This is a genomic window from Brevundimonas sp., assembly GCF_024711105.1.
Classification (GTDB): Bacteria; Pseudomonadota; Alphaproteobacteria; order Caulobacterales; family Caulobacteraceae; genus Brevundimonas.
Window position 1 is genome coordinate 1 of record NZ_JANJTL010000045.1, and the last position, 21982, is coordinate 21982.

General features: G+C 70.2%; 24 protein-coding genes, 3 tRNA genes and 1 pseudogene. 13 read left to right on the plus strand and 15 right to left on the minus strand.

Annotated elements, in window-relative coordinates; genetic code table 11:
- Positions 1-467 (minus strand): annotated as a pseudogene (locus tag Q0M60_RS03380) (M3 family peptidase); the annotation flags it as partial.
- Between the two features lie 144 nt (positions 468-611).
- Positions 612-688 (minus strand) — tRNA-Arg (locus Q0M60_RS03385).
- A 148-nt stretch (positions 689-836) separates the two neighbouring features.
- Here Q0M60_RS03385 and Q0M60_RS03390 point away from each other — a divergent pair.
- Together Q0M60_RS03390 and Q0M60_RS03395 are read left to right on the plus strand one after the other, a co-directional pair.
- Entirely contained in the window at positions 837-1721 is an 885-nt protein-coding gene (locus tag Q0M60_RS03390) for a DUF3137 domain-containing protein (protein ID WP_296815908.1), read from the plus strand.
- A gap of 10 nt (positions 1722-1731) precedes the next feature.
- Positions 1732-3453: a gamma-glutamyltransferase family protein gene (locus Q0M60_RS03395; RefSeq protein ID WP_296815910.1), complete on the plus strand. Its 1722-nt coding sequence runs from the start codon at positions 1732-1734 to the stop codon at positions 3451-3453.
- Here the strand turns inward: Q0M60_RS03395 and Q0M60_RS03400 are convergent, their stop codons facing one another.
- From Q0M60_RS03400 to rplU, 4 genes are all read right to left on the minus strand, one after another.
- Positions 3454-4899 carry a HAMP domain-containing sensor histidine kinase gene (locus Q0M60_RS03400; RefSeq protein ID WP_296816037.1) on the minus strand — a complete coding sequence of 482 codons (1446 nt, stop codon included), beginning with the start codon at positions 4897-4899 and terminating at the stop codon, positions 3454-3456.
- A 48-nt stretch (positions 4900-4947) separates the two neighbouring features.
- Entirely contained in the window at positions 4948-5502 is a 555-nt protein-coding gene (locus Q0M60_RS03405) for a GNAT family N-acetyltransferase (RefSeq protein ID WP_296815913.1), read from the minus strand.
- Between the two features lie 117 nt (positions 5503-5619).
- A complete protein-coding gene (gene rpmA, locus Q0M60_RS03410; protein WP_296815916.1) occupies positions 5620-5889 on the minus strand; it encodes a 50S ribosomal protein L27 in 270 nt (89 codons plus the stop codon).
- Between the two features lie 33 nt (positions 5890-5922).
- Positions 5923-6465 carry a 50S ribosomal protein L21 gene (rplU, locus tag Q0M60_RS03415; RefSeq protein ID WP_296815919.1) on the minus strand — a complete coding sequence of 181 codons (543 nt, stop codon included), beginning with the start codon at positions 6463-6465 and terminating at the stop codon, positions 5923-5925.
- 206 nt (positions 6466-6671) lie between these two features.
- Between rplU and Q0M60_RS03420 the strand changes: the two genes are divergently transcribed.
- The 5 genes from Q0M60_RS03420 to Q0M60_RS03440 all read left to right on the plus strand — a co-directional run bounded on the left by Q0M60_RS03420 (position 6672) and on the right by Q0M60_RS03440 (position 10757).
- Positions 6672-6746, plus strand: a tRNA-Gly gene (locus Q0M60_RS03420).
- Positions 6747-6872: 126 nt separating this feature from the next.
- Positions 6873-7523, plus strand: a complete 651-nt coding sequence (locus Q0M60_RS03425; RefSeq protein ID WP_296815922.1) for an FkbM family methyltransferase — start codon at positions 6873-6875, stop codon at positions 7521-7523.
- 57 nt (positions 7524-7580) lie between these two features.
- Positions 7581-8294, plus strand: a complete 714-nt coding sequence (locus tag Q0M60_RS03430; protein ID WP_296815924.1) for a TMEM175 family protein — start codon at positions 7581-7583, stop codon at positions 8292-8294.
- Positions 8295-8405: 111 nt separating this feature from the next.
- Positions 8406-10250 (plus strand): PAS domain-containing protein, encoded by a 1845-nt coding sequence (locus Q0M60_RS03435; protein WP_296815927.1) that lies wholly within the window; start codon positions 8406-8408, stop codon positions 10248-10250.
- 39 nt (positions 10251-10289) lie between these two features.
- The gene (locus tag Q0M60_RS03440) at positions 10290-10757 is read left to right on the plus strand and encodes a hypothetical protein (RefSeq protein WP_296815930.1); all 468 of its coding nucleotides are present in this window, start codon (positions 10290-10292) and stop codon (positions 10755-10757) included.
- On the opposite strand, the gene Q0M60_RS03445 is transcribed toward Q0M60_RS03440, so the two are convergent.
- Both Q0M60_RS03445 and Q0M60_RS03450 read right to left on the minus strand, forming a co-directional pair.
- Positions 10754-11287: a carboxymuconolactone decarboxylase family protein gene (locus Q0M60_RS03445; protein ID WP_296815933.1), complete on the minus strand. Its 534-nt coding sequence runs from the start codon at positions 11285-11287 to the stop codon at positions 10754-10756. The two genes, Q0M60_RS03440 and Q0M60_RS03445, sit on opposite strands and share 4 nt — an antisense overlap.
- A 90-nt stretch (positions 11288-11377) precedes the next feature.
- Entirely contained in the window at positions 11378-11932 is a 555-nt protein-coding gene (locus Q0M60_RS03450) for a peroxiredoxin (RefSeq protein WP_296815935.1), read from the minus strand.
- A gap of 137 nt (positions 11933-12069) precedes the next feature.
- On the opposite strand from Q0M60_RS03450, the gene Q0M60_RS03455 reads away from it, so the two are divergent.
- On the plus strand, positions 12070-12960 hold the full coding sequence (locus Q0M60_RS03455) for a hydrogen peroxide-inducible genes activator (protein ID WP_296815938.1): 891 nt from the start codon (positions 12070-12072) through the stop codon (positions 12958-12960).
- On the opposite strand, the gene Q0M60_RS03460 is transcribed toward Q0M60_RS03455, so the two are convergent.
- Positions 12957-13388, minus strand: coding sequence for an SRPBCC domain-containing protein (locus tag Q0M60_RS03460; RefSeq protein WP_296815941.1), 432 nt, complete (start codon positions 13386-13388; stop codon positions 12957-12959). The genes Q0M60_RS03455 and Q0M60_RS03460 overlap by 4 nt on opposite strands.
- Positions 13389-13493: 105 nt before the next feature.
- Here Q0M60_RS03460 and alaS point away from each other — a divergent pair, with 105 nt between their 5' ends.
- Positions 13494-16142 (plus strand): alanine--tRNA ligase, encoded by a 2649-nt coding sequence (gene alaS, locus Q0M60_RS03465; protein ID WP_296815944.1) that lies wholly within the window; start codon positions 13494-13496, stop codon positions 16140-16142.
- 3 nt (positions 16143-16145) lie between these two features.
- Here alaS and Q0M60_RS03470 read toward each other — a convergent pair whose 3' ends face one another.
- From Q0M60_RS03470 to Q0M60_RS03490, 5 genes are read right to left on the minus strand one after another with little or no spacing between them, the layout of a single operon-like run.
- Complete coding sequence (locus Q0M60_RS03470; RefSeq protein WP_296815947.1) at positions 16146-16565, minus strand: Fur family transcriptional regulator; 420 nt, start codon at positions 16563-16565, stop codon at positions 16146-16148.
- Between the two features lie 16 nt (positions 16566-16581).
- Positions 16582-17016 (minus strand): GNAT family N-acetyltransferase, encoded by a 435-nt coding sequence (locus Q0M60_RS03475; protein ID WP_296815949.1) that lies wholly within the window; start codon positions 17014-17016, stop codon positions 16582-16584.
- Complete coding sequence (gene tsaB, locus Q0M60_RS03480; protein ID WP_296815952.1) at positions 17013-17645, minus strand: tRNA (adenosine(37)-N6)-threonylcarbamoyltransferase complex dimerization subunit type 1 TsaB; 633 nt, start codon at positions 17643-17645, stop codon at positions 17013-17015. Before tsaB ends, Q0M60_RS03475 begins: the two co-directional genes overlap by 4 nt.
- Before the next feature lie 2 nt (positions 17646-17647).
- Positions 17648-18250: a DUF1131 domain-containing protein gene (locus tag Q0M60_RS03485; RefSeq protein ID WP_296815954.1), complete on the minus strand. Its 603-nt coding sequence runs from the start codon at positions 18248-18250 to the stop codon at positions 17648-17650.
- A gap of 21 nt (positions 18251-18271) precedes the next feature.
- Positions 18272-18838, minus strand: coding sequence for a NifU family protein (locus Q0M60_RS03490; RefSeq protein ID WP_296816040.1), 567 nt, complete (start codon positions 18836-18838; stop codon positions 18272-18274).
- Between the two features lie 117 nt (positions 18839-18955).
- On the opposite strand from Q0M60_RS03490, the gene Q0M60_RS03495 reads away from it, so the two are divergent.
- Genes Q0M60_RS03495 through Q0M60_RS03505 form a run of 3 tightly spaced genes read left to right on the plus strand, consistent with a single transcriptional unit; the run spans position 18956 to position 20720 of the window.
- Entirely contained in the window at positions 18956-19852 is an 897-nt protein-coding gene (locus Q0M60_RS03495) for a co-chaperone YbbN (protein WP_296815957.1), read from the plus strand.
- Between the two features lie 9 nt (positions 19853-19861).
- Complete coding sequence (locus Q0M60_RS03500; protein ID WP_296815959.1) at positions 19862-20521, plus strand: LON peptidase substrate-binding domain-containing protein; 660 nt, start codon at positions 19862-19864, stop codon at positions 20519-20521.
- A gap of 7 nt (positions 20522-20528) precedes the next feature.
- Entirely contained in the window at positions 20529-20720 is a 192-nt protein-coding gene (locus Q0M60_RS03505) for a Trm112 family protein (protein ID WP_296815961.1), read from the plus strand.
- Here Q0M60_RS03505 and Q0M60_RS03510 read toward each other — a convergent pair.
- The gene (locus Q0M60_RS03510; RefSeq protein ID WP_296815963.1) at positions 20717-21688 is read right to left on the minus strand and encodes a complex I NDUFA9 subunit family protein; all 972 of its coding nucleotides are present in this window, start codon (positions 21686-21688) and stop codon (positions 20717-20719) included. The two genes, Q0M60_RS03505 and Q0M60_RS03510, sit on opposite strands and share 4 nt — an antisense overlap.
- 148 nt (positions 21689-21836) lie before the next feature.
- Here Q0M60_RS03510 and Q0M60_RS03515 point away from each other — a divergent pair.
- A tRNA-Leu gene (locus Q0M60_RS03515) sits at positions 21837-21923 on the plus strand.
- The last annotated feature ends 59 nt before the right edge of the window (positions 21924-21982 follow it).

Below are 21982 nucleotides of genomic sequence, written 5' to 3' on the forward strand. Positions count from 1 at the left end.
ACGGCGCGGATGCGCTGGAACAGGGCGTCGTTGAAGGTGATCTCGTCCGAGGCGGCCGACAGGATCGGCGACATCTCGCGGTTCAGCGCCTGCCATTCCGGCGAGCCGATGTTGGCCGTCATCACGCCGAAGATCGAACCGGCTCGGCCCAGGTGCTCGCCCGCCCGCTCGAGCGGCAGGATGGTGTTGTCGAAGCTCGCCGGGGCGGGGTTCGCCACGATGGCGGCGATCTCGTCGCGGCGGACGTCGATGCCCTTCATCAGGGCGTCGCGCGCCAGGTCCACCGTCACCTGATCCCACGGCGGGACGCCCTGGAACGGGCCGGGCCAGGGGTCGGCCAGCACGTTGCCCGTCAGGACGGGCGCCGGCGCGGGAGTCGCCGGCGTTGTGGCCGCAGCGGTGGCGCAGCCCGTGGTGGCGACCGCGAGCACGCCCGCGCTGGTGAGGATCATCTGACGTCTGTTCATGGAAACTCCCGCGAGGAATCGGCCGGCGGCTGATCACGCGCCGGGACCTGTCGGACCTACTTAGCCCGACCGCGCCTGACCGTCACATGAACGGGCTGTAATGCGTCCACCGGAGACGCCGAGGTCTGGAAAGGAAGGAGAAAATGGCGCGCCCGGAACGATTCGAACGTCCGACCCTCAGATTCGTAGTCTGATGCTCTATCCAGCTGAGCTACGGGCGCGCTGGCCGGGCGCTTGGGGTGGCCCGGCGAAGGGGCGGACACCTACCTTCGAAGGCGACCGGATGCAAGGCCCGCGTGAGGCTTTCCCAAGGCGCTGTTCCGCGCCATGATGCGCCTCTGGAAAACACCTTTAGAGTGAGAGACTTCCATGAGCGCCACCGACTGCGACGCCCTGTGTGACGGCCCGCTGAGCGAGGCCCTCGCGGGACTGGAGGCCACGCGGTCCAAGGCGGTGAAGCGCTTCTGGACCATCCTGGGCGTCTGCCTGCTGTTGGCGGCCGTGGTCTTCTTCATTCCGATGGGCCTGGAGGTTCAGCTCGTGCTGGCGGTCATTCTGGCCGTCGGCGGCTTCATCTTCGCCTCCATGCCCCTGACCAAGGCGGGCAACAGCCTCAAGCACCCGGTGCTGCAGGCCGTCTGCTCGACGCGCGGCATGAGCTACACGCCCGAGAATTTCGTCGGTGACGGCTATGAGGGGCTGCACCCCGTCTTCGGCAAGCCGACCAGCCGAACCTTCTCCGACCGGTTCGCCGGCGAGGACAACGGCAGGTCCTTCGCCTTCTACGAGGCGAACCTGGTCACCGGCTCGGGCAAGAGCCGCCAGGAGATCTTCAACGGCATGGTCTTCACCGCGTCGCGCGGCTCCGGCCTGGTGGGCGAGACGGTGGTGGCGCCGGACCGGGGTCTGCTGAACGTTTTCAAGCCGGGCAAGGGCATGGAGCGGGTCAAGTTCGACGACGCCGAGTTCGAACGCTACTTCGAGGTCTATTCGACCCAGCCGGACGAGGCGCGTAGCCTGATCAACCCCATCGTCCAGGCCAAGCTCAAGGAATGGCGCGGCAAGAAGGGCAAGCTCTACGCCCGTATCGCCGGCGACCAGGTGGCCATCGCCTTTCATGAGAGCGGCAAGAACCGCTTCGAGCCGGGGCCGATGCTGAAGTCGGTGCCGGGCCGCGAGCGCGTGCGCAACATCTGCGCCGACGTCGACCGCAGCATGGACCAGTTGAGGGACATCGTCCGCCACCTGGGCTAAGGACGGCGGCATGCGCCGCTTCTCCGCCGTCCTCGCCGTCGCCTCCCTCCTTGTCGCGGCCTGCGCGCCGCCGTGGACCGGCCCTCGTCTGCCGATGGAGGCGCCTCCGGACGCTTCCGGAGAGGGTCCCTGGGGGCCGATGGTGGCCGCCGCCAATCCGATGGCGGTCGAGGCGGGCATGCAGATCCTGAACGCCGGCGGCTCGGCGGTGGACGCCGCCGTGGCCGTCCAGGCGGTGCTCGGCCTGGTCGAGCCGCAGAGTTCGGGGCTTGGCGGCGGGGCCTTCATGGTCCATTTCGACGCCGAGAGCGGCGCGGTCACCGTCTACGACGGGCGCGAGACGGCGCCTGCGGCCGCCACGCCCGAGCTGTTCATGGAGAACGGCGAGCCGATGGGCTTTCGCGAGGCGGTGCTGTCGGGGCGCTCGACCGGCGCGCCCGGCGCGGTGGCCATGCTCGACATGGCTCATCGCGAGCACGGCCGACTGCAATGGCGCGACCTGTTCACCGAGGCCGAGCGGCTGGCCCGCGACGGCTTCCCGATCCCGCCGCGCATGGGCGCCCAGCTGAACTCCGAGGCGCCGCAGGCCCACACGCCCTGGGCCGAGGCCTATTTCGAAAGGCCGGACGGCAGCCGCCCCCAGATCGGCGAAACCTGGCGCAATCCCGCCTACGCGGAGACCGTCCGCACCCTCGCCGAGGAAGGCGCCGAGGCCTTCTACGAGGGCCGCATCGCGCGCGAGATCGTCGAGGCCGTGCACGCCGGCGACAATCCGGGCTTGCTGACGCTGGGGGATCTGGCCGCCTACGAGCCGATCCGTCGCGAGGCCCTGTGCCGACCCTATCGCGTCCACGTCGTCTGCGTACCGCCCCCGCCTTCGAGCGGCGTGGCGCTGCTGCAGCTGCTGGCCATGGCCGAGCACACGACGGACATCCAGGCGGGCCCGGACGCGCCCGAGGCCTGGGTCGCCTTCGCCCGGCTGCAGCGCCTGATGTACGCCGACCGGGATCTCTATGTGGGCGATCCGGCCTTCGTGACCGTGCCGGTCGCAGGCCTGCTGGACCCCGCCTATGTCGCCAGCCGCGCGGCGCTGGTCCCCACGGTCAACGGCCCCGTCGAGGCCGGGACGCCGCCGGGCTCGCCCTACGTGGCGCTGGATACCACCGCCGAGGTCGCCGGCACCTCCCATTTCGTCATCGTCGACCGCTGGGGCGACGCGGTCAGCATGACCACCACGGTCGAAAGCGGCTTCGGTTCGGGCCGGATGGCGGCCGGCTTCTTCCTGAACAATCAGCTGACCGACTTCGCCTTCTCGCCCATCGACGCGGCAGGCCGTCCGGCGGCCAATGCGGTGGCGCCCGGCAAGCGGCCGCGCTCGTCCATGGCGCCCGTGATCGTGCTGGACCGCCAGGGCCGGCTGGTCGCGCTGCTGGGCTCGCCCGGCGGCAACTCCATCCTGGCCTATAACGCCAAGGCTCTGATCGGCGTGCTCGACTGGAACCTGTCGATGCAGGCGGCCTTTGATCAGCCCAACCTCGTGGTGCGCGGCTCCAGCGTCGGCGCCGACACCGAGCTGTTCGCCGATCCGGTGCGCGATGCGCTCGCCGCCGCCGGCGCGCCGCTCAGGCCGAACGCCACCGAGACTTCAGGCCTGCACGGCGGGATCTGGCGTGACGGACGCTGGGACATGGGCGCGGACCGCAGGCGGGACGGCGTCGCCCGCGCCGACTAGTCAGGACTGCGCGGGCAGGGTCAGGCGGAAGACCGCGCCAGACGGCCCCGTGCTTTCCAGCTCCAGATCGCCGCCCTGGGCCTGGGCCAGCTCGCGTGCGATGGGCAGGCCCAGCCCCGCGCCGTCGGCCCGCGCCGAGCCGGTGAAGGGCTGGAACAGCCGATCCCGCGCCCGTTCGGGCAGGCCCGGGCCTGTGTCGCGGACATGGATGGCCACCAGCCCCGCGTCGCGCGCGGCGGTGACCGTGACCTTGCCGGTGCGGTCCCCTTCCGGATCCGCCTCGATGGCCTCACGCGCGTTCCTCAGCAGATTGACGAGGATGCGATGCAGGTGATCGGGGTCGGCCTCGACCCTCAGGCGCACCGGCGCCTTGTTGACCAGCTTGACGCCCGTGTCGGTCAGGCCGGCGTCCTCCGCCGCGGCGGTGACGGCGGCGGCCAGACGCAGCGGCCGGGTCGCGGGACGGGCCTCCTCCGAGCGGCCGTAGGCCAGCACGCCCTGGGCCAGCCGCAGCGCCCGGTCGAGCGCCCGTTCAAGGCGCGGCAGCGCGCGCGCCACCGTGGGATCGCCCGAGGACGCCAGGCGGTCCGACGCCATCTGGGCGGCGGTGAGCATGTTCCTGAGGTCGTGGCTGATCTTGGCCACCGCCTCGCCGAGCGCCGCCAACCGGGCGCGCGAGCGCAGGGCGTTGCGGACCTCGTCCTGCATGCGGGTCAGTTCGTCCTCGACCCGACCGATCTCGTCGGCGCGGGGCCGGCCAAGCGGCGGCGGCGCGGCCTCCGGATCGGCGCGGAACCGTTCAATGGCCTCGGTCACCCGTCCGATCGGACGCAGGACCAGGAAGGTTAGTGCCGCATAGAGCAGGGCCCCGGCCACCACCGAAATGACCAGGGACGACAGGACGATCTGCAGGACGTAGGCGCGCAGCTCCAGCTTGAGCGGCTCAGCCTCGGCGACGATCTCGATGAAGTCGCCGTCGCGGAACCGCGGCTCGGCCATGACCCGGATGCGACGGTCCTCCTCGCCCAGCAGCGTCTCCCACGGGTCGATCAGGCGCGCGGCCATGTCGGGATCGCGCAGGTCGATCAGGTCGGGCGGCGTCTCGCCCCCCTCCTGGCCGCGCAGCAGCCGGCGGATGCCCTCTTCCTGGAGCACCACGACGTCGGCGCCGACTCCGCGCAGCAGCCGCCCGGCCAGGTCGTCCTGCACCGTCGCGTAGGGCGCCGCCTCCACCGCCAGGGACGCCACCTCCGCGGCGCGGACCCGATCGGTCAGCCATCGCTCGTGAAAGCTCGCCGCCGCAGGCGCCAGGACCAGCAAATCCACCGCCACGGCGAAGGCGCCGGTGAGCAGCAGCAGCCGCGCCGACAGGCCGTGAATCCAGGCGAGCCGGGCCGGCCGCCGCACAGGCGGCGTGTCGATTTCGGCTGTCTCGCCCTCGATCATGGCCAACCGTTAGCCTGTCCGCCCTGCAAAGGTAAGGCGAAGCAAGGCTCAGGCCAGCCAGACCATCATCCGCGAAGACGCCTCCTCGCCCCGCGCGACGCTGAACATCGGGCGGCGCTCGCCCGTATAGAGGAAGCCGGCCTTGGCCAGCACGGCCCCGGACGCCGGATTGTCCTCGAAGTGACCGGCCTGGACGGCGCGGCGCTTCCAGCGCGTCTTGGCCCAGCCGAGCGCGGCCTGAACCGCCTCGGTCGCCAGGCCCCGGCCCCACCAGCGCCTGCCGATGCAGTAGCCGAGCTCGACGCCGGGCCCGCGGCCCGTGTGGGGCGCGGTCTGGGCCGGGAACAGACTCAGCATGCCAACCGGGCCTTCGTCCTCGTGATCGAGGATGAAGTTGCGCTCGACGCGCGGGTCCTGGCCCTGGGCGCGGGCGATCCAGTCGAAGGCGTTCTCGAGCGCATAGGGATGCGGCATGCGCGCGGTCATTTTCGCCACCTCGCGGTCGGAACAGATCTCGGTGATGCGGGCGGCGTCGACGTCGGTCGGCGCGCGCAGCGTCATCCGACGCGTTTCGATCAGGGGGCTGGTCTCAATGACGCACATGGTCGTCCCTTTCGGACCCGAAAACGAAAGCGGGGAGCCCGGCGTCCGGACTCCCCGCGTCGTCTTCGTCCGGATCGCCTGATTGTGGGGGCGATCCGTGACCTGTGTCAGAGATCGCTACTCGGCAGCGGCCTGCGGCTGCATGATCGAGACGTAACAACGGCCGCCACGCTTGGTGGTGAACGTGACGGCGCCGTTGACGAGCGCGAACAGGGTGTGGTCGCGGCCGATGCCGACGTTGTCGCCCGGATGGAATTTGGTGCCGCGCTGACGCACGATGATGTTGCCGGCGAGCACGCGCTCGCCGCCGAAGCGCTTCACGCCAAGGCGTTTGGACTCGGAGTCGCGACCGTTACGCGACGAACCACCGGATTTCTTGTGAGCCATGGGAGGGTGCTCCTGATCTTTATGGGCGGACGCTTAGGCCTTGTCGGCCTTGGGCGCGGCCTTTTTCTTGGCGGCGGGCTTCTTGGCTTCGGTCTTGGCCTCCGCTTCCGGAGCGGCCTCGGCCGGCGCCTTGGCGGGCTTGGCGGCCTTGGCCGGCTTGGCCTCGACCTCGGCTTCGACGCGCGGAGCCAGGCCGCGGGCGCGGGCGTTCATCTCGGCCTTGGTGGTCAGGTCGACCGCGCCGTCCCACTTGGCGGACTTGCCGTCGCCCGACAGGCCGGTGACGCGCAGAACGCTCTCGAGCTGGCGGTGGCCCTGGGTGCGGCGATAGCCCTGGCGGCGGATCTTCTTGAAGACCTTGACCTTCTCGCCCTTACGGGTCTCGACCAGCACGGCCGAGGCGAAGGCGCCGTCGATCACCGGCGCGCCCACGGACACGCCCTTGTCGTCGCCCAGCATAAGGACCTGGTCCAGACGGACCTCGGCGCCGGGCTCGCCTTCCAGCTTCTCGACGACGACGAGGTCACCCGGTTGAACCCGGTATTGCTTGCCGCCGGTTTTGATCACCGCGTACATGGGAAAAGCCTTCAGCCTGACGCAAAAAAGTTCGCGCCCGCGAGGGGGACCCGCGGGCGAAGAGGGCGGACTTATACGGATCGGCGCGTCGGAGTCAACGCGGACCTCGGCTCCAACATTGGCGAAATGAGCCCCTTGCGCCGCCGCGCCGGGTTCGGCTATAGCCCCGCCCTCTCGACTGAGGAGCCCACCCGGCTCCGAAGAGCGCGGGCGTAGCTCAGGGGTAGAGCATCACCTTGCCAAGGTGAGGGTCGGGCGTTCGAATCGCCTCGCCCGCTCCAGTCGAGATCCCAACATCTTCGCAGGGCGAGTCGCGGGTTCCTGCAGTCTCGCGTACTTCCAGTCCGTTGAAAAATGGGGCAGAGCGGGAGCATGACCCGCCTGAGGCCGCGCTGCGGCATCCGCCCATGAACCGCACTTTCAACGAGCTGATGCCATTCCTCGGGACTTTGGGCTTCAATCCAAAGACCGTTATTGACGTCGGCGTGGCCTGGGGTACGCCGTCGATGTACCAGGCGTTCCCGGAAGCCTATCTCGTTCTCGTCGAGGCGCTTCCGTATTTCGAACAGCACCTCAAGAACGTCCTGGCGGCGCGCCACGGAGAGTATCATCTCACTGCGGTCGCCGCCGAACGGGGGGAAGCCGAGTTCGCGATCCCCGAAGACACCCAGGCGCTGGCCGGCGCTTCCTTGCTCTATTCCCAGAAGGGGGGAGAGCTTCGCTACCGAGTGCCGATCGCTCTCTTGGACGACATTTGTGATCCTGAACGGCTCGAAGGGCCTATTTTGCTGAAGACGGACGCCCAGTCCGCCGATCTGGATGTCCTTCGGGGCGCGGAGCGCTTGCTGAACGCGGTTGAGGTCGTCGTGGTGGAGGCCAACGTGGCCGGACCCGTAAACCTCCTCCCTGACATCATCGCACACATGACCTCGCGGAACTTCCGGCTCTTCGATTTGGTGGACCCCGTTTATCGCCCCAGCGACCAGGCGCTCGGGCAACTAGACGCCTGTTTCGTGCGACGGGATTCCCAGCTGGTCGCGCATCGCGGCTGGCGGTAGGTAGCCGCCTATTGCTGTTCTCCGGCTTTTCCCGCAGCGTCCTTGCGGGAGGGGCCAATGACCGACGCTATCGCCGAGGCGCTCGAAAAGCGCATTCGTCCGACCGAGACCAAGCGGCTGGACGCCTTCGTGGACGCAGCCTTCGCCTTCGCGGTCTCGCTCTTGATCATCGCCGGCGGTGAGCCGCCGCGCAGCTTCGAGGAGCTGATGACGGCGCTGGGGCGTATCCCCGCCTTCGCCATGGGCTTCGCCCTGATCGTCATGTTCTGGCTCGGGCACCGCCAGTTCGGCCGCCTTGCGCCCCGGCGCGACGGCGTGTCGGTCGTGCTGAGCCTCGCCATCGTCTTCATGGCGCTGATCTACGTCTTTCCCTTGCGCATGCTGACCGACGCGGCGGCGCATTTCCTCTCGGGCGGCATCCTGCCGGGCGGCGTGACCATCGACAGTTACGCGGACCTCGCGGGCGTTTACACCGTCTATGGCGTCGGCTTCGCCGTCCTGGGCGTCCTCTATTGCCTGCTCTACCGGCACGCCGCCCGGCGAAGCGACCAACTCGGCGTGGCCGCAGAGGACCTTGACGATGTCCGGTCCTGGGCCGGCGTGTGGGCGATCATCGCGCTCTCGGGCGTCGTCTCCGCTTTGGTCGCCCAGGTGTTCCCGCTCCACCTTTTCCCGGGCCTGCCGGGATTCTGTTACTGGCTCATCCCGGTCGGGATCTTCGTGCTGAACCGCCGGAAGGCCAGACCGGCGGGCACATCCTCCGAGGCCTGAGGCGCATCCGCACGACTCGCCTGCGGGGCGCATGTGGTCTATCGGTCGAAAGCGGCCCGGCCCTTGCTTGCCTGAGGTTCCTTCGAGGGCTGCCGCAAGGGTGCGTGCGTAATGATCATGGAAGGCGACATCGACTGGGTTCCCTTGCTGGGCCTGGCTTCGGCGGTCTTTGGCGCGCTCGCCCTCTTCTTCATCTTCGCCGCCGGTCGGGCGGGCCTAGCGTATCGAAATGCGACAGGGGACCGTGACCGGGCCCTGGCCGAGGCCGAGGCGCACCGCACGCGGCTTTTCGAGGTGCTGGCCGCCATTCCCGTGGCGCTCGTCGAGACGGACCTGCAGGGCAAGTTCGTCTTCGCCAACCGCGCCGCGCATCAGCTTCTGGGCCGCCGCGATCAGGAGCTTCTGGGCCTGAGGTTCCACTCGGCCACCTGGGGCATCACCTATCCCGACGGCCGCGTCATCCCGCCCGAGCTCCTGCCCAATGCGCGGGCGCTGCGGGGCCAGACGGTCAAGGGCTTCCAGCACGTCATCGCCCACCCCGGGACCAAGCGGAAACTGCTCGTCTCGGTGACCGCAATGCCCATCCTGAACGGCATCGGGGAGGTCACCGGCTCCATGGCCGCGGTCGTCGAGATCGACAGCCTAAACCCGGCCGCCTCGCCCGAGGCCGAGCTGACGCGCCGCGTGTTCGACGCCGCGCCGTCCGTGCTGCTGGTCGTCGGCGGCGAAGGTCAGGTGCGCGAGGCCAACCGCCTGGCCTCCGATCTGTTTGGCGTGGAACCCGACGCCCTGCGTGGCCGTCCGTTCGCGGAACTGGTGGCTCCGGAGCACCGCTGGGAAGCCGCGCGTGCGTTCGCCCTCGAAGTCATCCGGACCGGCGAGGCGCCGGCGGCCACGCTCGAGGAGGCGATCACTGCGGGCGATGGCCAACGGCGCTTCGTGCGCTGGACCGCGCTTCCCCTGCCCTTCGCAGGTGATCTCGACGCCGTCCTGATGGTCGGCGAGGACGTCACCGAACAGCCGCTCGAGACGGACGAGGACGCGGTGCGCAGCGCCGCCGAGCTGACCCAGGTGACCGAGCGGCTCATGCTGGCCGAACAGGCGCGGGAACGGGCCGAGCGCGTCGCCGCCGAGGCCGAGGCGGCGCTGAGCGCGGCCCTCGCCGCGTCCGAGGATCGTCGGGCTCGCGCCGAGGGCGACGCCACGAGCGCCCGCCGACTGGAGGACGTCGGCCGCCTGACCGGCGGTGTGGCGCAGGACTTCAATGCGCTGCTGACCGTGATGCTCGGCGCGCTCGACATGATCGGACGCAACGCCGAGAGCCCCGAACGCGTGCGGCGGGTGGCCGAGGCCGCGCTGGCCGCCGGCCGCCGCGGCGAACGCCTGACGCGTCAGCTTTCCGCCTTCTCGCGCGGCGAGGATGTGGAGCTTCGGGCGCTGGACCTTGCCGTCGTGGTGCGGGGCCTGCCCTCCCCGATTCAGGCGGGGGCCGTGGACATCAAGACGGCCGAGGCGCCCCTGTGGGCCCGTTTCGATCCCGTCCGGCTGCAGGCGGCGGTGACCGCGCTTCTGGAAAACGGCCGTCAGGCTCAGGGCGCCTCGGGGGCGCTGCGCCTGCGCGTCGAGCCGGTCCGGCTGGACACCGGTGACGGCGAATTGCCCGCCGGCGACTACATCCGCCTGACTGTCGAGGACGAAGGCCCCGGAATGGCTCCCGACGTCCTGGCGCGCGCGCAGGAACCCTTCTTCTCGACGCGCGAGGGCGCGCAAGGCCTGGGCCTCGCCCAGGCGCGGGGCTTCGCGCGATCGGTCGGTGGCGGCCTGCGCCTGCAGTCCGAGCCCGGCCGCGGAACGGTCGCCGCCCTATGGCTGCCCCGCGCGGACGCGCCGGCGAGCCCTGGCGACAATGGCGAGGACGGCGCCAATTCTCCTGACGTCCACGCCAGACCGATGTAATCTGGACGTCAGGGGGCTGGTTCGGATCGGGAGGGATCCTTGAAACTGCTCAGATTCATCGCGGCCTTGGCCGTGATCGCCTATGCTGGCTGGCTGGCCTGGCCGCTGATTTCCCCATTCTTCGAAGGCGGCGGCGCGGGCGCGGCGATCGAGATGTCGCGCGCGGAAGCGTCGATCGAGGCGGCCGGCAACATGCCGCGCACCCTGATCTGGGGCGCGGCCATCCTGCTCTATGTCCTGTCGGCGTTCCTGCTCGGAGGCGGAAATCCCCGGGCCTTCATCGCCTATCTGCTGGGCTTCATGGCGGATGCCGCGCTGCGGCTGGCGATGTCCGGTGACGGGGGCGCGGCCGACGTGGCGGCCCGTTCCGCCGAGGCGGCCCCGGCGGGCCTGGACCCGACCTGGTTCGTGCTCGGCGCCCTGTTGATCGGAGCCGTCGTGGTCTTCTGGCTGTCGCGGCGCAGGCGCCGGGCCAGGGCCGCGCCGCTCGCGCTTCAGGAAGGCTAGGCGGCCCGGGCGGCTTCCGCGGCCAGGACCCGCGAGACCGCGTTCACCACCGCGCCGATGCGCAGGGCGGCCTGGACCTGGGTGTTGGTCGCCCCGTGGTCGCGCAGCGTCTTCTCGTGTGCGTCGACGCAGGCGCCGCAGCCGTTGATGGCCGAAACCGCCGTGCACCACAGCTCGAAGTCGACCTTCGGAGCTCCGGGGTTGCCCAGCACATTCATGCGCAGCCGGGCCGGCAGGGTGGCGTACTCGCGGTTCGCCATCAGGTGCAGCGCCCGATAGTAGACGTTGTTCATTCCCATGATGGCCGCGGCCGAACGGGCGGCGTCGCGCACCGCGGGCTCCAGCCGGGCCTCGGCCTCAGCCTCGAAGGCGCGGACCACGGCCGGCGTTCCCACCGCGTGGGCGCAGGCCAGGAAGGTCCCCCACTTCTGCTGGTCGTTCAGCGTCGTCTCGGCGGAGAGCGACGACAGGTTCAGCGACAGATCCTTGGCGTAGGCGGGAATCGTCTCCCGCAGGGCGTCCAGCGACATGGGGACTCCGGATAATTCTCGATCTCTGAGGGGAACGGGGCCCGCCCGGGGAGGGAGGGGGAGGACGGGCCCCGTCTGGCCGGCGGCGGCTTAGGCCGCCAGCGTCTCGCCGCCCACCGGGCGGTTGCACGGACACAGTTCGTCGGTCTGCAAGGCGTCGACGACACGCAGGGTGTCGGCCGGCGCACGGCCCACGTTCAGGTTGGTCACGTAGACGTGCTGGATGACATTGTGCGGGTCGACCACGAAGGTGGCCCGCAGGGCCACGCCTTCTTCCTCGTCGAGAACGCCGAGCGCGCGGGCCAGCTTGCCGCCGTTGTCGGCGAACTGCCAGATCGGCAGCTTGTTCAGGTCGGCGTGGTCACGCCGCCAGGCCAGCTTGGTGAACTCATTGTCGGTCGAGCCGCCGAGCACCACGGTGTCGCGGTCTTCGAAGTCCTTACCGAGGCGAGCGAACTCCGCGATCTCGGTCGGGCACACGAAGGTGAAGTCCTTCGGGTAGAAGAAGATGACCTTCCACTTGCCCGGGAAGCTGTCCTGGGTGACGGCTTCGAAGGCCGACTGGCCGTTCTCTTCGTGGCTGTTGAAGCCGGGCTTCACGCCCACGATCTTGAAGTCAGGAAGTTTCTGGCCGACGCCGAGCATGGGTCTCTCACAAAAGCGGATATAGGGAGGGGCCGAATCGCGCCCCGCGCGACCGGCGAGCGCTATCTGGGGATCCGGATCCCCTATGGCAAATCGATTGTTATTGGCGGCTCGATAAGATGAGCTTATAGGCAGCCGTGCTCCCGACCCTGCGCCAGCTTCGCTACCTGACTCTCTTGGCCGAGCACCGGTCATTCCGGGCGGCCGCCCAAGCCGCGCATGTCAGCCAGCCGGCCCTTTCGGCCGGCATCGCCGAACTCGAGAAGATCCTTGGGGCTCCGGTCGTGGACCGGGCGCGCAGCGGACTGGTCCTGACCGCCGTGGGCCAGGCCGCGGTCGAGCGGGCCGGCGACATCCTGGCCCGCACCGAGGATCTGGTCGACGCCGCCCAGGCGGCGGGACGGCCGCTGACCGGCCGGTTCCGGCTGGGCGTGATCCCCACCATCGCGCCCTTCATGCTGCCGGTGGCTCTGCCGCGACTGAAGGCGGCCTATCCGCAGCTGAGGCTGTATCTGCGCGAGGACCTCACGCCACGCCTGGTCCAGGGCCTGAAGACCGGCGGGCTGGAGGCTGCCCTGATCGCCCTGCCCTATGACATGGCCGGGCTGGAGTGGGCCCATATCGCCGACGACGAGCTCCTGGCCGCCACGCCCGCCGACCACCCCCTGGCCGCGCAGAGCAAGGTGACGCCCGAGGCCCTGGACGGCGAGGCCATGATCCTTTTGGAGGACGGCCACTGCCTGCGCGAGCACGCCCTGGCCGCCTGCGGCCTGCCCGATCCCGGTCCGGGCGACGATGAAGGCTTCGCCGCCTCCTCGCTTCCGACCTTGGTGGAGATGGTCGGCTCGGGCCTCGGCGTCTCCTTCCTGCCGGCAATGGCGGTCCGCTCGGGCCTGACCCGCAACAGCCAGGTGGCGGTCCGGCCGCTGGCCGCCGACCATCCCAGCCGCGAGATCGTCATCGCCTGGCGGAAGGGCTCAAGCCGCGGCGCCGAGGCGCGCCTGCTGGCGGAGGCCTTCCGGCCCTAGGACTCCGCGCGCGCCTTGATGGCCTCGTTCACCGCCTCATAGGCGGCGCGCAGCTTGCGCCGCCGGGCCGCGGCCCAGTCCTCGCCGCGCCAGCCCTCAAAAATCTCGCCGTTGGCGAGCACGCAGCCGGCCCCCTCGCCGAGCGGCTCCAGCTCGAAATAGCGGCGAGAGCGCGCCATGAAGCCACGCTTGTCGTCCCAGATGAGCTGGGTCTCAGGCGTCCAGTCTGGCACGCGGACCTGGGCGCGGCGGTCCGGCTCGCCGTCAAGCCGTTCGACCAGGTCCAGCGTCCCGCCGATGGCGATGCGGCCGGACGCCTCCGGATGCAGGGGATTCCACTCTCCCCAACGCTCCAGGTCCGCGATGATCTCCCAGACCCGCTCCGTGGTGGCGGCGACGCCGATGCGATGTTCGATACGAATGGCCATGGCCGCTATCTGCCATGGAGAAACGCGGTGTGCGAGCGCGCCCGTCAGCTTGGCTTCGCAGGCGCGAAAGCCCTATATGGCGGGCTCCCCATCAGACAGTCGGCCATGACCTCCCTCAAAGACATCCGCTCGACCTTCATCGACTTCTTCAAGGCCGACGGGCACCTGGAGGTGCACTCCGCGCCGCTCGTGCCGCAGAACGATCCGACCCTGCTGTTCGTCAACGCCGGGATGGTGCCGTTCAAGGACTATTTCACCGGCGCCGCCCGCCCGCCCGCACCGCGCGCGGTCAGTTCGCAGAAGTGCGTCCGCGCCGGCGGCAAGCACAACGACCTGGACAACGTCGGCTACACGGCCCGGCACCTCACCTTCTTCGAGATGCTGGGGAATTTCTCCTTCGGCGATTATTTCAAGGACCACGCGATCGAGCGCGCCTGGACCCTGGTGACGAAGGACTTCGGCCTGTCGCCCGAGCGGCTGATGGTCACCGTCTATATCGACGACGACGAGGCCTTTGACATCTGGAAGAAGGTCACGGGCTTTCCGGACCACAAGATCGTGCGCATCGCCGGCTCGGACAACTTCTGGGCCATGGGCGACAACGGGCCGTGCGGGCCGTGCACCGAGATCTTCTACGACTACGGCGAGCACGTGCCGGGCGGGCCTCCGGGCAGCCCGGACGAGGACGGCGACCGCTTCGTGGAGATCTGGAACAACGTCTTCATGCAGTTCGAGAAGGAGAACGACGTCATCGTTCGCGACCTTCCGAAGCCCTCGGTCGACACCGGCATGGGTCTGGAGCGGATCGCCAGCGTGCTCCAGGGCAAGAACTCGGTGTTCGACACCGACCTGTTCCGCACCCTGATCGCGGCCTCACAGGACGCGACCTCGAACCACTCGGCCGAGATGGCGGCCAGCCATCGGGTCATCGCCGACCACCTGCGCTCCTCGGCCTTCCTGATCGCCGACGGCGTGACGCCTTCGAACGAGGGCCGCGGCTATGTGCTGCGCCGGATCATGCGCCGGGCCATGCGCCACGCCCACCTGCTGGGCGCGTCCGAGCCCCTGATGCACCGGCTGGTGCCGACGCTCGTGTCCGAGATGGGCGAGGCCTATCCGGAGCTGAAGCGCGCCCAGCCCTTCGTCGAGGACACGCTGAAGCAGGAGGAGCTGCGCTTCCGCACCACGCTCGGGCGCGGCATGGCCCTGTTTGAGGACGCGGTCGCGGGCTTGCCGGAAGGTGGCGTCCTGCCCGGCCAGACGGCGTTTTCGCTCTATGACACCTATGGGTTCCCGCTCGACCTGACTCAGGACGAGGCGCGCCGGCGCGGTTTCACCGTCGATGACGCGGGCTTCGAGGCCGCCATGGCCGAGCAGCGCGGCCGCTCGCGCGAGCACTGGAAGGGCTCTGGCCAGACCGCCTCGGCTGGCGAATGGCTGTCCCTGCGCGACCGCCTCGGTCCCACGGTCTTCACCGGCTATGACGGCGTCGAGGGGACCGGCGAGGTCCTCGCCATCGTCCGAGACGGCCAGGCGGCGGACGCTGCCGAGGCCGGCGAGACCGTCGAGGTGCTGTTCGACCAGACGCCCTTCTACGGCGAAGGCGGCGGTCAGGCGGGCGACAAGGGCTCCGTCGAGTGGGCCGGCGGCCAGGGCAATGTGGTCGACACCTCCAAACAGGCGGGCGGCGACCTCTATGTCCACCGCATCGAGGTGCAGTCGGGCTCGCTGAAGGTCGGCGACCGGGTCACGCTGGAGGTCGGCGCCGATGCGCGCCAGGCGACCCGCGCCAACCACTCGGCCACCCACCTGCTGCACGCGGCGCTGAAGAACGTGCTGGGCGACCACGTCGCCCAGAAGGGCCAGATGGTCGACCACGAGCGCATCCGCTTCGACTTCAGCCACAACGCGCCCGTCACCGAGGACGAGATCGCGGCCATGGAGGCCGAGGTGAACGCGGTGATCCGCCAGAACCTGCCGGCCGCGACCGAGCTGATGGCGCCGGACAAGGCGATCGAAGCCGGCGCCGTGGCCCTGTTCGGCGAGAAGTACGGCGACGAAGTCCGCGTGCTGACGCTCGGCCGCTCGCTGACCGACGAGGCCAAGGCCTATTCGGTCGAGCTGTGCGGCGGCACCCACGTGGCCCGCACCGGCGACATCGCCCTGTTCAAGATCGTCTCCGAGAGCGGCATCGCCGCGGGCGTGCGCCGCATCGAGGCCCTGACGGGCGAGCCGGCGCGCCAGTATCTGGAGGCCCAGGCCAGGGTCGCCCGCTCGCTGGCGCGCGACTTCAAGATCCAGCCGGGCGACGTGCCGGCCCGGGTCGAGGCCCTGCAGGGCTCGGTCAAGGCGCTGGAAAAGCAGGTCGCCGAGCTGAAGAAGCAGCTGGCGCTGGGCGGCGGCTCCGGCGGCGCCGCGGCCCCTGAGGAGATCAACGGCGTCAAGCTGATCGCCCGGGTGCTCGACGGCGTCGGCGGCAAGGAGCTGCGCGGCGTGGCCGAGGAGTTCCGCCAGCAGGTCGGCTCGGGCGTCATCGCCCTCATTGGTCTGGTCGACGGCAAGGCGGCGGTCACGGTGGCGGCCACGTCCGACATGGCCGGGCGCGTCAATGCCGCGGAGCTGGCCAAGGCCGCAGTCCTGGCCATGGGCGGCCAGGGCGCCGGCGGCAAGCCGGACTTCGCCCAGGGCGGTGCGCCGGACGGCTCGAAGGCGGAAGATGGTCTGAAGGCGATCCGCGAGGCGCTGGCGGCCTGACCGTCAGCCCTTGTCGGCGCTTTCCAGCGGCACGCCGTACAGCTCCAGCTTGTGGCCGATGAGCTTGTAGCCGAGGCGTTCGGCGATCGCGGTTTTGAGCTGCTCGATCTCGGCGTCGAAGAACTCGACCACCTTGCCGGTCTTGGTGTCGATCAGGTGGTCGTGGTGGTCGTCGCCGGCCTCTTCATAGCGGCTGCGGCCGTCGCCGAAGTCGTGGCGCTCGACCACGCCCGCCTCCTCGAACAGGCGCACCGTCCGATAGACCGTGGCGATCGAGATGTGCGGGTCCTGGGCCGAGGCGCGACGGTAGAGCTCCTCGACATCCGGGTGATCGTGGGACTCGCCCAGCACGCGGGCGATCACGCGCCGCTGCTCGGTCATGCGCATGCCGCGCTCGGCGCAGAGTTTCTCGATCCGGTCCATGGCGCGGAAGATAGGCTCAGCCGTTCGGAGTGGGAAGCCGTTCGGTGATGTCGAGCGTGAGGATCAGGGCGTCCGCCGCCGGGGCGTCGGAACGCGGATAATACCCCGGCCGCCGCCCGGCCTCGACGAAGCCCGAGGCGCGATAGAGCGCGATCGCGGCTGCATTGTCCTCAGCCACCTCGAGATGCAGCTTTTCGGCGCCCAGGCCGTGCGCCAGTTCGGCCGCGCCCTCGACCAGCGCCCGGCCGAGCCCGCGCCTGCGCGCGGGCGGCTCGACGGCCAGCGTCAGGATCTCGGCCTCGTTCGCGACGACGCGCGCCAGCACGAAGCCGCCGTCGCGCTCGAAGGCGACGACACCGTCCTGGGCGAGCAGTCCCTCAAAGGTCGCGGCGTCCCAGGGCCGGTCGAAGGCCGTCGCGTGCAAGGCCGCCAGCCGCGCGGGCAGACTCACGGATCGATACCGCCGGGCAGCTTGGCGTCCGGCGCGCGAAGATAGACCGGCTCGGCCGGATGCGACGCCGGATCGACCTGGGCGCCCAGCCGCGCGACCGCGAACGGGGCCGGCCCGGGGCGCGGGTCGACTTCCGCGTCCGGGAAGTGCTCGGCGAGCAGCGCGGCGCCCGGGCCGGCGATCCAGGCCAGGTCGCCGCTCTTCGCCACCAAGTCCTCGACGGTGAGGGCCTGGGCCGGGCCCACGGGTTCGGCGCCGTCGAACAGCCGGGCATAGACCTGGCCCCGGCGCGCGTCGATCAGCGCGCAGCCGCGCCCGGACCGTTCGGCCGAGGCGGCGATCGCGTGCAGGCTCTCGATCCCGACCACCGGACGGTCCAGCGCCAGCCCCAGTCCCTTGGCGAAGGCGATGCCGACCCTCAGTCCGGTGAAGGACCCCGGCCCCACCGTGACCGCGACGCGGTCGACCTCTTCGAACGGACGACCCGCCATCATCTCGGCCGCCATCGGCGCGAGCCGCTCCTGATGGCCCTGCTGCATGGCCTCGCTGCGCACCGACGTGATCCGGCCGTCCTCCGCGAGCGCCGCCGAGCAGAGCCCGAGCGCGGTGTCGATGGCGAGAACCTGCACTCTTAGGGCCGGGTCCAGATCCAGGCGGCCAGGCGCGCCCGACCGTTCAGGGTCGTGGGATCCGGCAGGCCTTCGCCGCGCCAGTTCGGCACCGCCAGCACCATCGCCACGTTCTGCGCATCGGCGCGGCGGCAGATCGGCTGGCCGACGTTCCGGCCCTCGCCCATCACGCAGTCAGACGCCGAAACGCCCAGATCCGGCCAGCCGGCCATGAGCTGCGCTCCGCCCGGCCCGACGTAGGGACCGCCGAGGACGATGACCTGCCCGACGTTCCCGTCCGGCGCGCCGTGGATTTCGAGCGCCGTCTCCTCGGCCCCCGTGACGGAGATAATGGGGGTGGTCTCCTCGCCGAAGTGGAGGAACTCCGCCTCGACCTGCGCGGCGGGAAACAGGGCGGCGATGGCGTCCCGGTCGAAGGGCGTGTCGGCGCGCAAAGGGCCGACGCCCTCGACGCCGACCTCACGCATGTCGATGAGTCCCCGCGTTGGGGCGGCCGGCTGTTCGGGCGCAGCGGCAGGGGCGTCGGCCGGTTCGTCGCCCTCGGGCGCGCCTGGCTGGCAGGCCGCGAGCGCCGCCAGGACCGGCAGGAGACTGAGCACACGCATGGGAACCTCCGTGTCGGCTGATTAGAGGGTCTGCTCCACCCGCGTCACCTCGGGCACGTAGTGGCGCATCATGTTCTCGACGCCGGCCTTCAGGGTCGCGCTGGAGGACGGGCAGCCCGCGCAGGCCCCGCGCATCGACAGCCACAGAACGCCCGTGTCCGGCTCGAAGCGGTCGAACAGGATGTCCCCGCCGTCCTGGGCCACCGCCGGGCGGATGCGGCTGTCCAGCACCTGCTTGATCTCGGCGACGATCTCGGCGGCCTCGCCCTCGTAGGCGGCATGGTCGCTGGCGCCCGAGCCCTCGCGCATCAGCGGCGCGCCGGACAGGAAGTGGTCCATGATGACGGACAGAATTCCGGCCTTCATCTCGTCCCAGCCCGGCGCCGCGGCCGCGCGGGTGACCGCCACGAAATCCTCGCCGAAGAAGACGCGCTCCACGCCTTCCAGCTCGAACAGGGCTTCGGCCAGGGGCGAGGCGGCCGCCTGATCGATCCCGGCGAACTCGACCGGCCCGTCGGTCGCCACATGGCGGCCGGGCAGGAACTTCAGCACATTGGGATTGGGCGTGGCTTCGGTCTGGATGAACATGCCCGCCAGATAGGCCCGGTCCGTGGCCTTGGAAAGGCGCTCCGCATTGCGAAGCCGCCGCCGCGCGACCATCTTGGCCTTCGTTCGTTACCGCTTCTGGACGCTCAAGGACCGCCGATGTTCGCCGACACCCAAGCCTCTCCCTCCGACGACCTCATCAAGGAAGGCTCCGACGCCGGCTTCATGCAGGACGTGGTCGAGGCGTCGAAGACCCAGCCGGTCATCGTGGACTTCTGGGCGACCTGGTGCGGCCCCTGCCGCCAGCTGACGCCCGCTCTGGAAAAGGCCGTCCGCGCGGCCAAGGGTGCGGTCAAGCTGGTCAAGATCGATGTGGACAGGAACCCGGCCTACGCCGGCCAGCTGCGCGTCCAGTCGATCCCGACGGTCTACGCCTTCGTCAACGGCCAGCCGGTCGACGGCTTCCAGGGCGCCATTCCCGAAAGCCAGATCAAGGCCTTCATCGACCGGCTGAGCGGCCAGGAGTCCGGCTCCTCCGACATCGATCAGATCCTGTCGATGGGCGCCGAGTCGCTCGGCGTCGAGGACCTCGGCGGCGCAGCCCAGGCCTACGCCCAGGTGCTGCAGCTCGATCCCCAGAATCAGAAGGCCATCGCCGGCATGGCGCGCGTCTATCTGGCCGGCGGCGATCCCGAGCAGGCGCGCCAGACCATCGCCATGGCCCCCGCCGACTCAAAGGAGCCGGATGTCGTCGGCGTGCGCGCCGCGCTCGCCCTGTCCGCCGACGGCGGCGACAGTGACACGGCCGACCTGGAACGCCGGGTGGCCGCCGATCCTGCCGACCATCAGGCCCGCTTCGACCTGGCCAAGGCGCTGGCCGCCAAGGGCCGGTTCGACGACGCCGTCGATCACCTGCTGGCCATCGTCGCCGCCGACCGCGAGTGGAACGACCAGGCCGCCCGCAAGCAGCTGCTCACCGTCTTCGACGCCGCCGGCGCCAACTCCGAGACGGCCCGCAACGGCCGCCGCCGCCTGTCCTCGATCCTGTTCGCCTAGAGGAGACCCATGCCCCGCGGATTCAGTCGGATCGTCGACCTTCCGGAGATCGCCCCGGTCTTTCCGCTGGACGGGGCAATCCTGCTGCCGCGGGCGCAGTTGCCCCTGAACATCTTCGAGCCGCGCTATCTGAACATGATCGACGACGCCATGGCCGGCGACCGGACCATCGTCATGGTCCAGACGGCGGGCGGTCCCAAGAGCCTGCCAAAGCTGGCCCCGGTCGGGGGCCTGGGGCGGATCACCTCATTCTCCGAGACCTCGGACGGCCGCTATCTGATCACCCTGACCGGCGTGTGCCGCGTCACCCTAGGCGCCGAGCTGCCGGCGACCAGCCCCTACCGGCAGTGCCGGCTGCAGTACGCCGCCTTCGAGCCTGACCTGACCGCGCCGGAGGACGACCTGGCGGTCTTCGACCGCGGGCGGCTGATGAACGCACTGCGCAGCTACCTGCACCACCGCCAGCTCGACATCGACTGGGAGACCGCCGAGGCCGCCCCGCCCGAGCCGCTGGTCAACAGCCTGTCGATGGCTCTGCCTTTCGATCCCTCGGCCAAGCAGCTGCTGCTCGAGGCGCCGGACCTGGTGCGCCGCACCGACGCCCTGATCGCCCTCCTCCAGATCGACGCCGCCGACCCGGGTGACGGCGAGCCACCGCCCATGCAATGAGGGGCGCATGAGCGACGATTTCTCCGTTCCCCCCTCGGTCGACCCGCGCCTGCTGGAAATCCTGGTCTGTCCGGTGACCAAGGGGCCGCTGGAATACGACCGCGCCAAGGGCGAGCTGATCAGCCGCTCGGCCAAGCTCGCCTATCCGATCCGCGACGGGGTGCCGATCATGCTGCCAGACGAAGCGCGCTCGCTCTAGGCCGGGGCGACCTCGGCGAACTGGCCGCCGCGGCGGTAGCGCCAGAGGTAGGAGGCGGCGACGGCCGCCATGCCGGTCGGGGTGACGCCCAGATCGGCCAGGCCCGGCGCGTCGGCGGCCGGGACGTTGTCACGCCGCAGCAGGATGACCTGGTCAGCGGTCAACGGCGGCTTGAGGCCCACCCAGGCCAGCGGCGCGGACAGGGTCCCGATCAGCGAGGCCGCCTCCCACGGGAGCGGCACGAGCGCGCGCTTGCGGCCGGTCTCGGCCAGCACGAACTCGAGGATGCGGCGGAAGGTCCAGGTCTCGGGCCCGCCGACCTCATAGGTGCGGCCGGCCGCCGACGGGTCGGAGACCGCGTTGGCGATGGCCTGGGCGACGTCCCCGACATAGACCGGCTGGAACAGCGTCTCGCCGCCGCCCGGCAGGGGCAGGGCCGGGGCGAAGCTGGCCATGAAGGCGAAGCGGTTCAGGAAGTCGTCGCCTCGCCCGAAGATCACCGACGGGCGGATGACCACCGTCGACGGCAGGGCGACGCGGGCGCCGGTTTCGCCCTCGGCCTTGGTGCGGGCGTAACGTGACTCGGACGCCGCGTCGGCGCCGATGGCCGAGACCTGGACGAAGCGGGTGATGCCGCGCTCGGCGCAGGCGCGGGCGATGCGCGCCGGAGCCTTGGCCTGCAATTCCTGAAAGCGGCGGCCGGGCGTTTCGAACAGGATGCCGACCAGGTTGATCGCCGCGCTCGCGCCCTCCAGGGCCGCGGCCACCTGGGCGTCGTCCGAGACGTCGCAGGCCATCAGCTGGATCTGGCCGACGTCGCCTTGCGGCTTCAGGTGCACGGCCAGGTGCGGCTTCCTCACCGCCACGCGCACGCGCCAGCCCTGACGCGCCAGCGCCCTGACCGTCTGGGCTCCGACAAAGCCGGACCCGCCGAAGACCGTGACCAATTCCGAACCGGGGCGCGCCATCTGGCGTCCTTCCCATGAGAGCATGAAAGACGGGACAGCCGATTAGCCGAGCCGCCCGTTTCCGGCAACGCGCGAAAGGCGGTCACAGGCCGTTGACCGCCTGACGGCTCTGCCCTATGTGTCCGCGCCTTCGGCCCCCCAGGGTCGGGCCCAGGTGGCGGAATTGGTAGACGCGCTGGCTTCAGGTGCCAGTGGCCGAAAGGTCGTGGAGGTTCGAGTCCTCTCCTGGGCACCAAGTTTCCGGACGCTCTCGATCTGAGGGCGCCAGTTTCTAGAACGGCGTCGGTCCTGCGG

What these genes read in the sequence shown, in the direction of transcription:
- Q0M60_RS03390 (WP_296815908.1), top strand. Translation starts at nt 837, where the DNA reads ATGAGCGCCACCGACTGCGACGCCCTGTGTGACGGCCCGCTGAGCGAG.
- Q0M60_RS03395 (WP_296815910.1), top strand. Translation starts at nt 1,732, where the DNA reads ATGCGCCGCTTCTCCGCCGTCCTCGCCGTCGCCTCCCTCCTTGTCGCG.
- Q0M60_RS03400 (WP_296816037.1), bottom strand. Translation starts at nt 4,899, where the DNA reads ATGATCGAGGGCGAGACAGCCGAAATCGACACGCCGCCTGTGCGGCGG.
- Q0M60_RS03405 (WP_296815913.1), bottom strand. Translation starts at nt 5,502, where the DNA reads ATGTGCGTCATTGAGACCAGCCCCCTGATCGAAACGCGTCGGATGACG.
- rpmA (WP_296815916.1), bottom strand. Translation starts at nt 5,889, where the DNA reads ATGGCTCACAAGAAATCCGGTGGTTCGTCGCGTAACGGTCGCGACTCC.
- rplU (WP_296815919.1), bottom strand. Translation starts at nt 6,465, where the DNA reads ATGTACGCGGTGATCAAAACCGGCGGCAAGCAATACCGGGTTCAACCG.
- Q0M60_RS03425 (WP_296815922.1), top strand. Translation starts at nt 6,873, where the DNA reads ATGAACCGCACTTTCAACGAGCTGATGCCATTCCTCGGGACTTTGGGC.
- Q0M60_RS03430 (WP_296815924.1), top strand. Translation starts at nt 7,581, where the DNA reads ATGACCGACGCTATCGCCGAGGCGCTCGAAAAGCGCATTCGTCCGACC.
- Q0M60_RS03435 (WP_296815927.1), top strand. Translation starts at nt 8,406, where the DNA reads ATGATCATGGAAGGCGACATCGACTGGGTTCCCTTGCTGGGCCTGGCT.
- Q0M60_RS03445 (WP_296815933.1), bottom strand. Translation starts at nt 11,287, where the DNA reads ATGTCGCTGGACGCCCTGCGGGAGACGATTCCCGCCTACGCCAAGGAT.
- Q0M60_RS03450 (WP_296815935.1), bottom strand. Translation starts at nt 11,932, where the DNA reads ATGCTCGGCGTCGGCCAGAAACTTCCTGACTTCAAGATCGTGGGCGTG.
- Q0M60_RS03460 (WP_296815941.1), bottom strand. Translation starts at nt 13,388, where the DNA reads ATGGCCATTCGTATCGAACATCGCATCGGCGTCGCCGCCACCACGGAG.
- alaS (WP_296815944.1), top strand. Translation starts at nt 13,494, where the DNA reads ATGACCTCCCTCAAAGACATCCGCTCGACCTTCATCGACTTCTTCAAG.
- Q0M60_RS03470 (WP_296815947.1), bottom strand. Translation starts at nt 16,565, where the DNA reads ATGGACCGGATCGAGAAACTCTGCGCCGAGCGCGGCATGCGCATGACC.
- Q0M60_RS03485 (WP_296815954.1), bottom strand. Translation starts at nt 18,250, where the DNA reads ATGCGTGTGCTCAGTCTCCTGCCGGTCCTGGCGGCGCTCGCGGCCTGC.
- Q0M60_RS03490 (WP_296816040.1), bottom strand. Translation starts at nt 18,838, where the DNA reads ATGTTCATCCAGACCGAAGCCACGCCCAATCCCAATGTGCTGAAGTTC.
- Q0M60_RS03495 (WP_296815957.1), top strand. Translation starts at nt 18,956, where the DNA reads ATGTTCGCCGACACCCAAGCCTCTCCCTCCGACGACCTCATCAAGGAA.
- Q0M60_RS03500 (WP_296815959.1), top strand. Translation starts at nt 19,862, where the DNA reads ATGCCCCGCGGATTCAGTCGGATCGTCGACCTTCCGGAGATCGCCCCG.
- Q0M60_RS03505 (WP_296815961.1), top strand. Translation starts at nt 20,529, where the DNA reads ATGAGCGACGATTTCTCCGTTCCCCCCTCGGTCGACCCGCGCCTGCTG.
- Q0M60_RS03510 (WP_296815963.1), bottom strand. Translation starts at nt 21,688, where the DNA reads ATGGCGCGCCCCGGTTCGGAATTGGTCACGGTCTTCGGCGGGTCCGGC.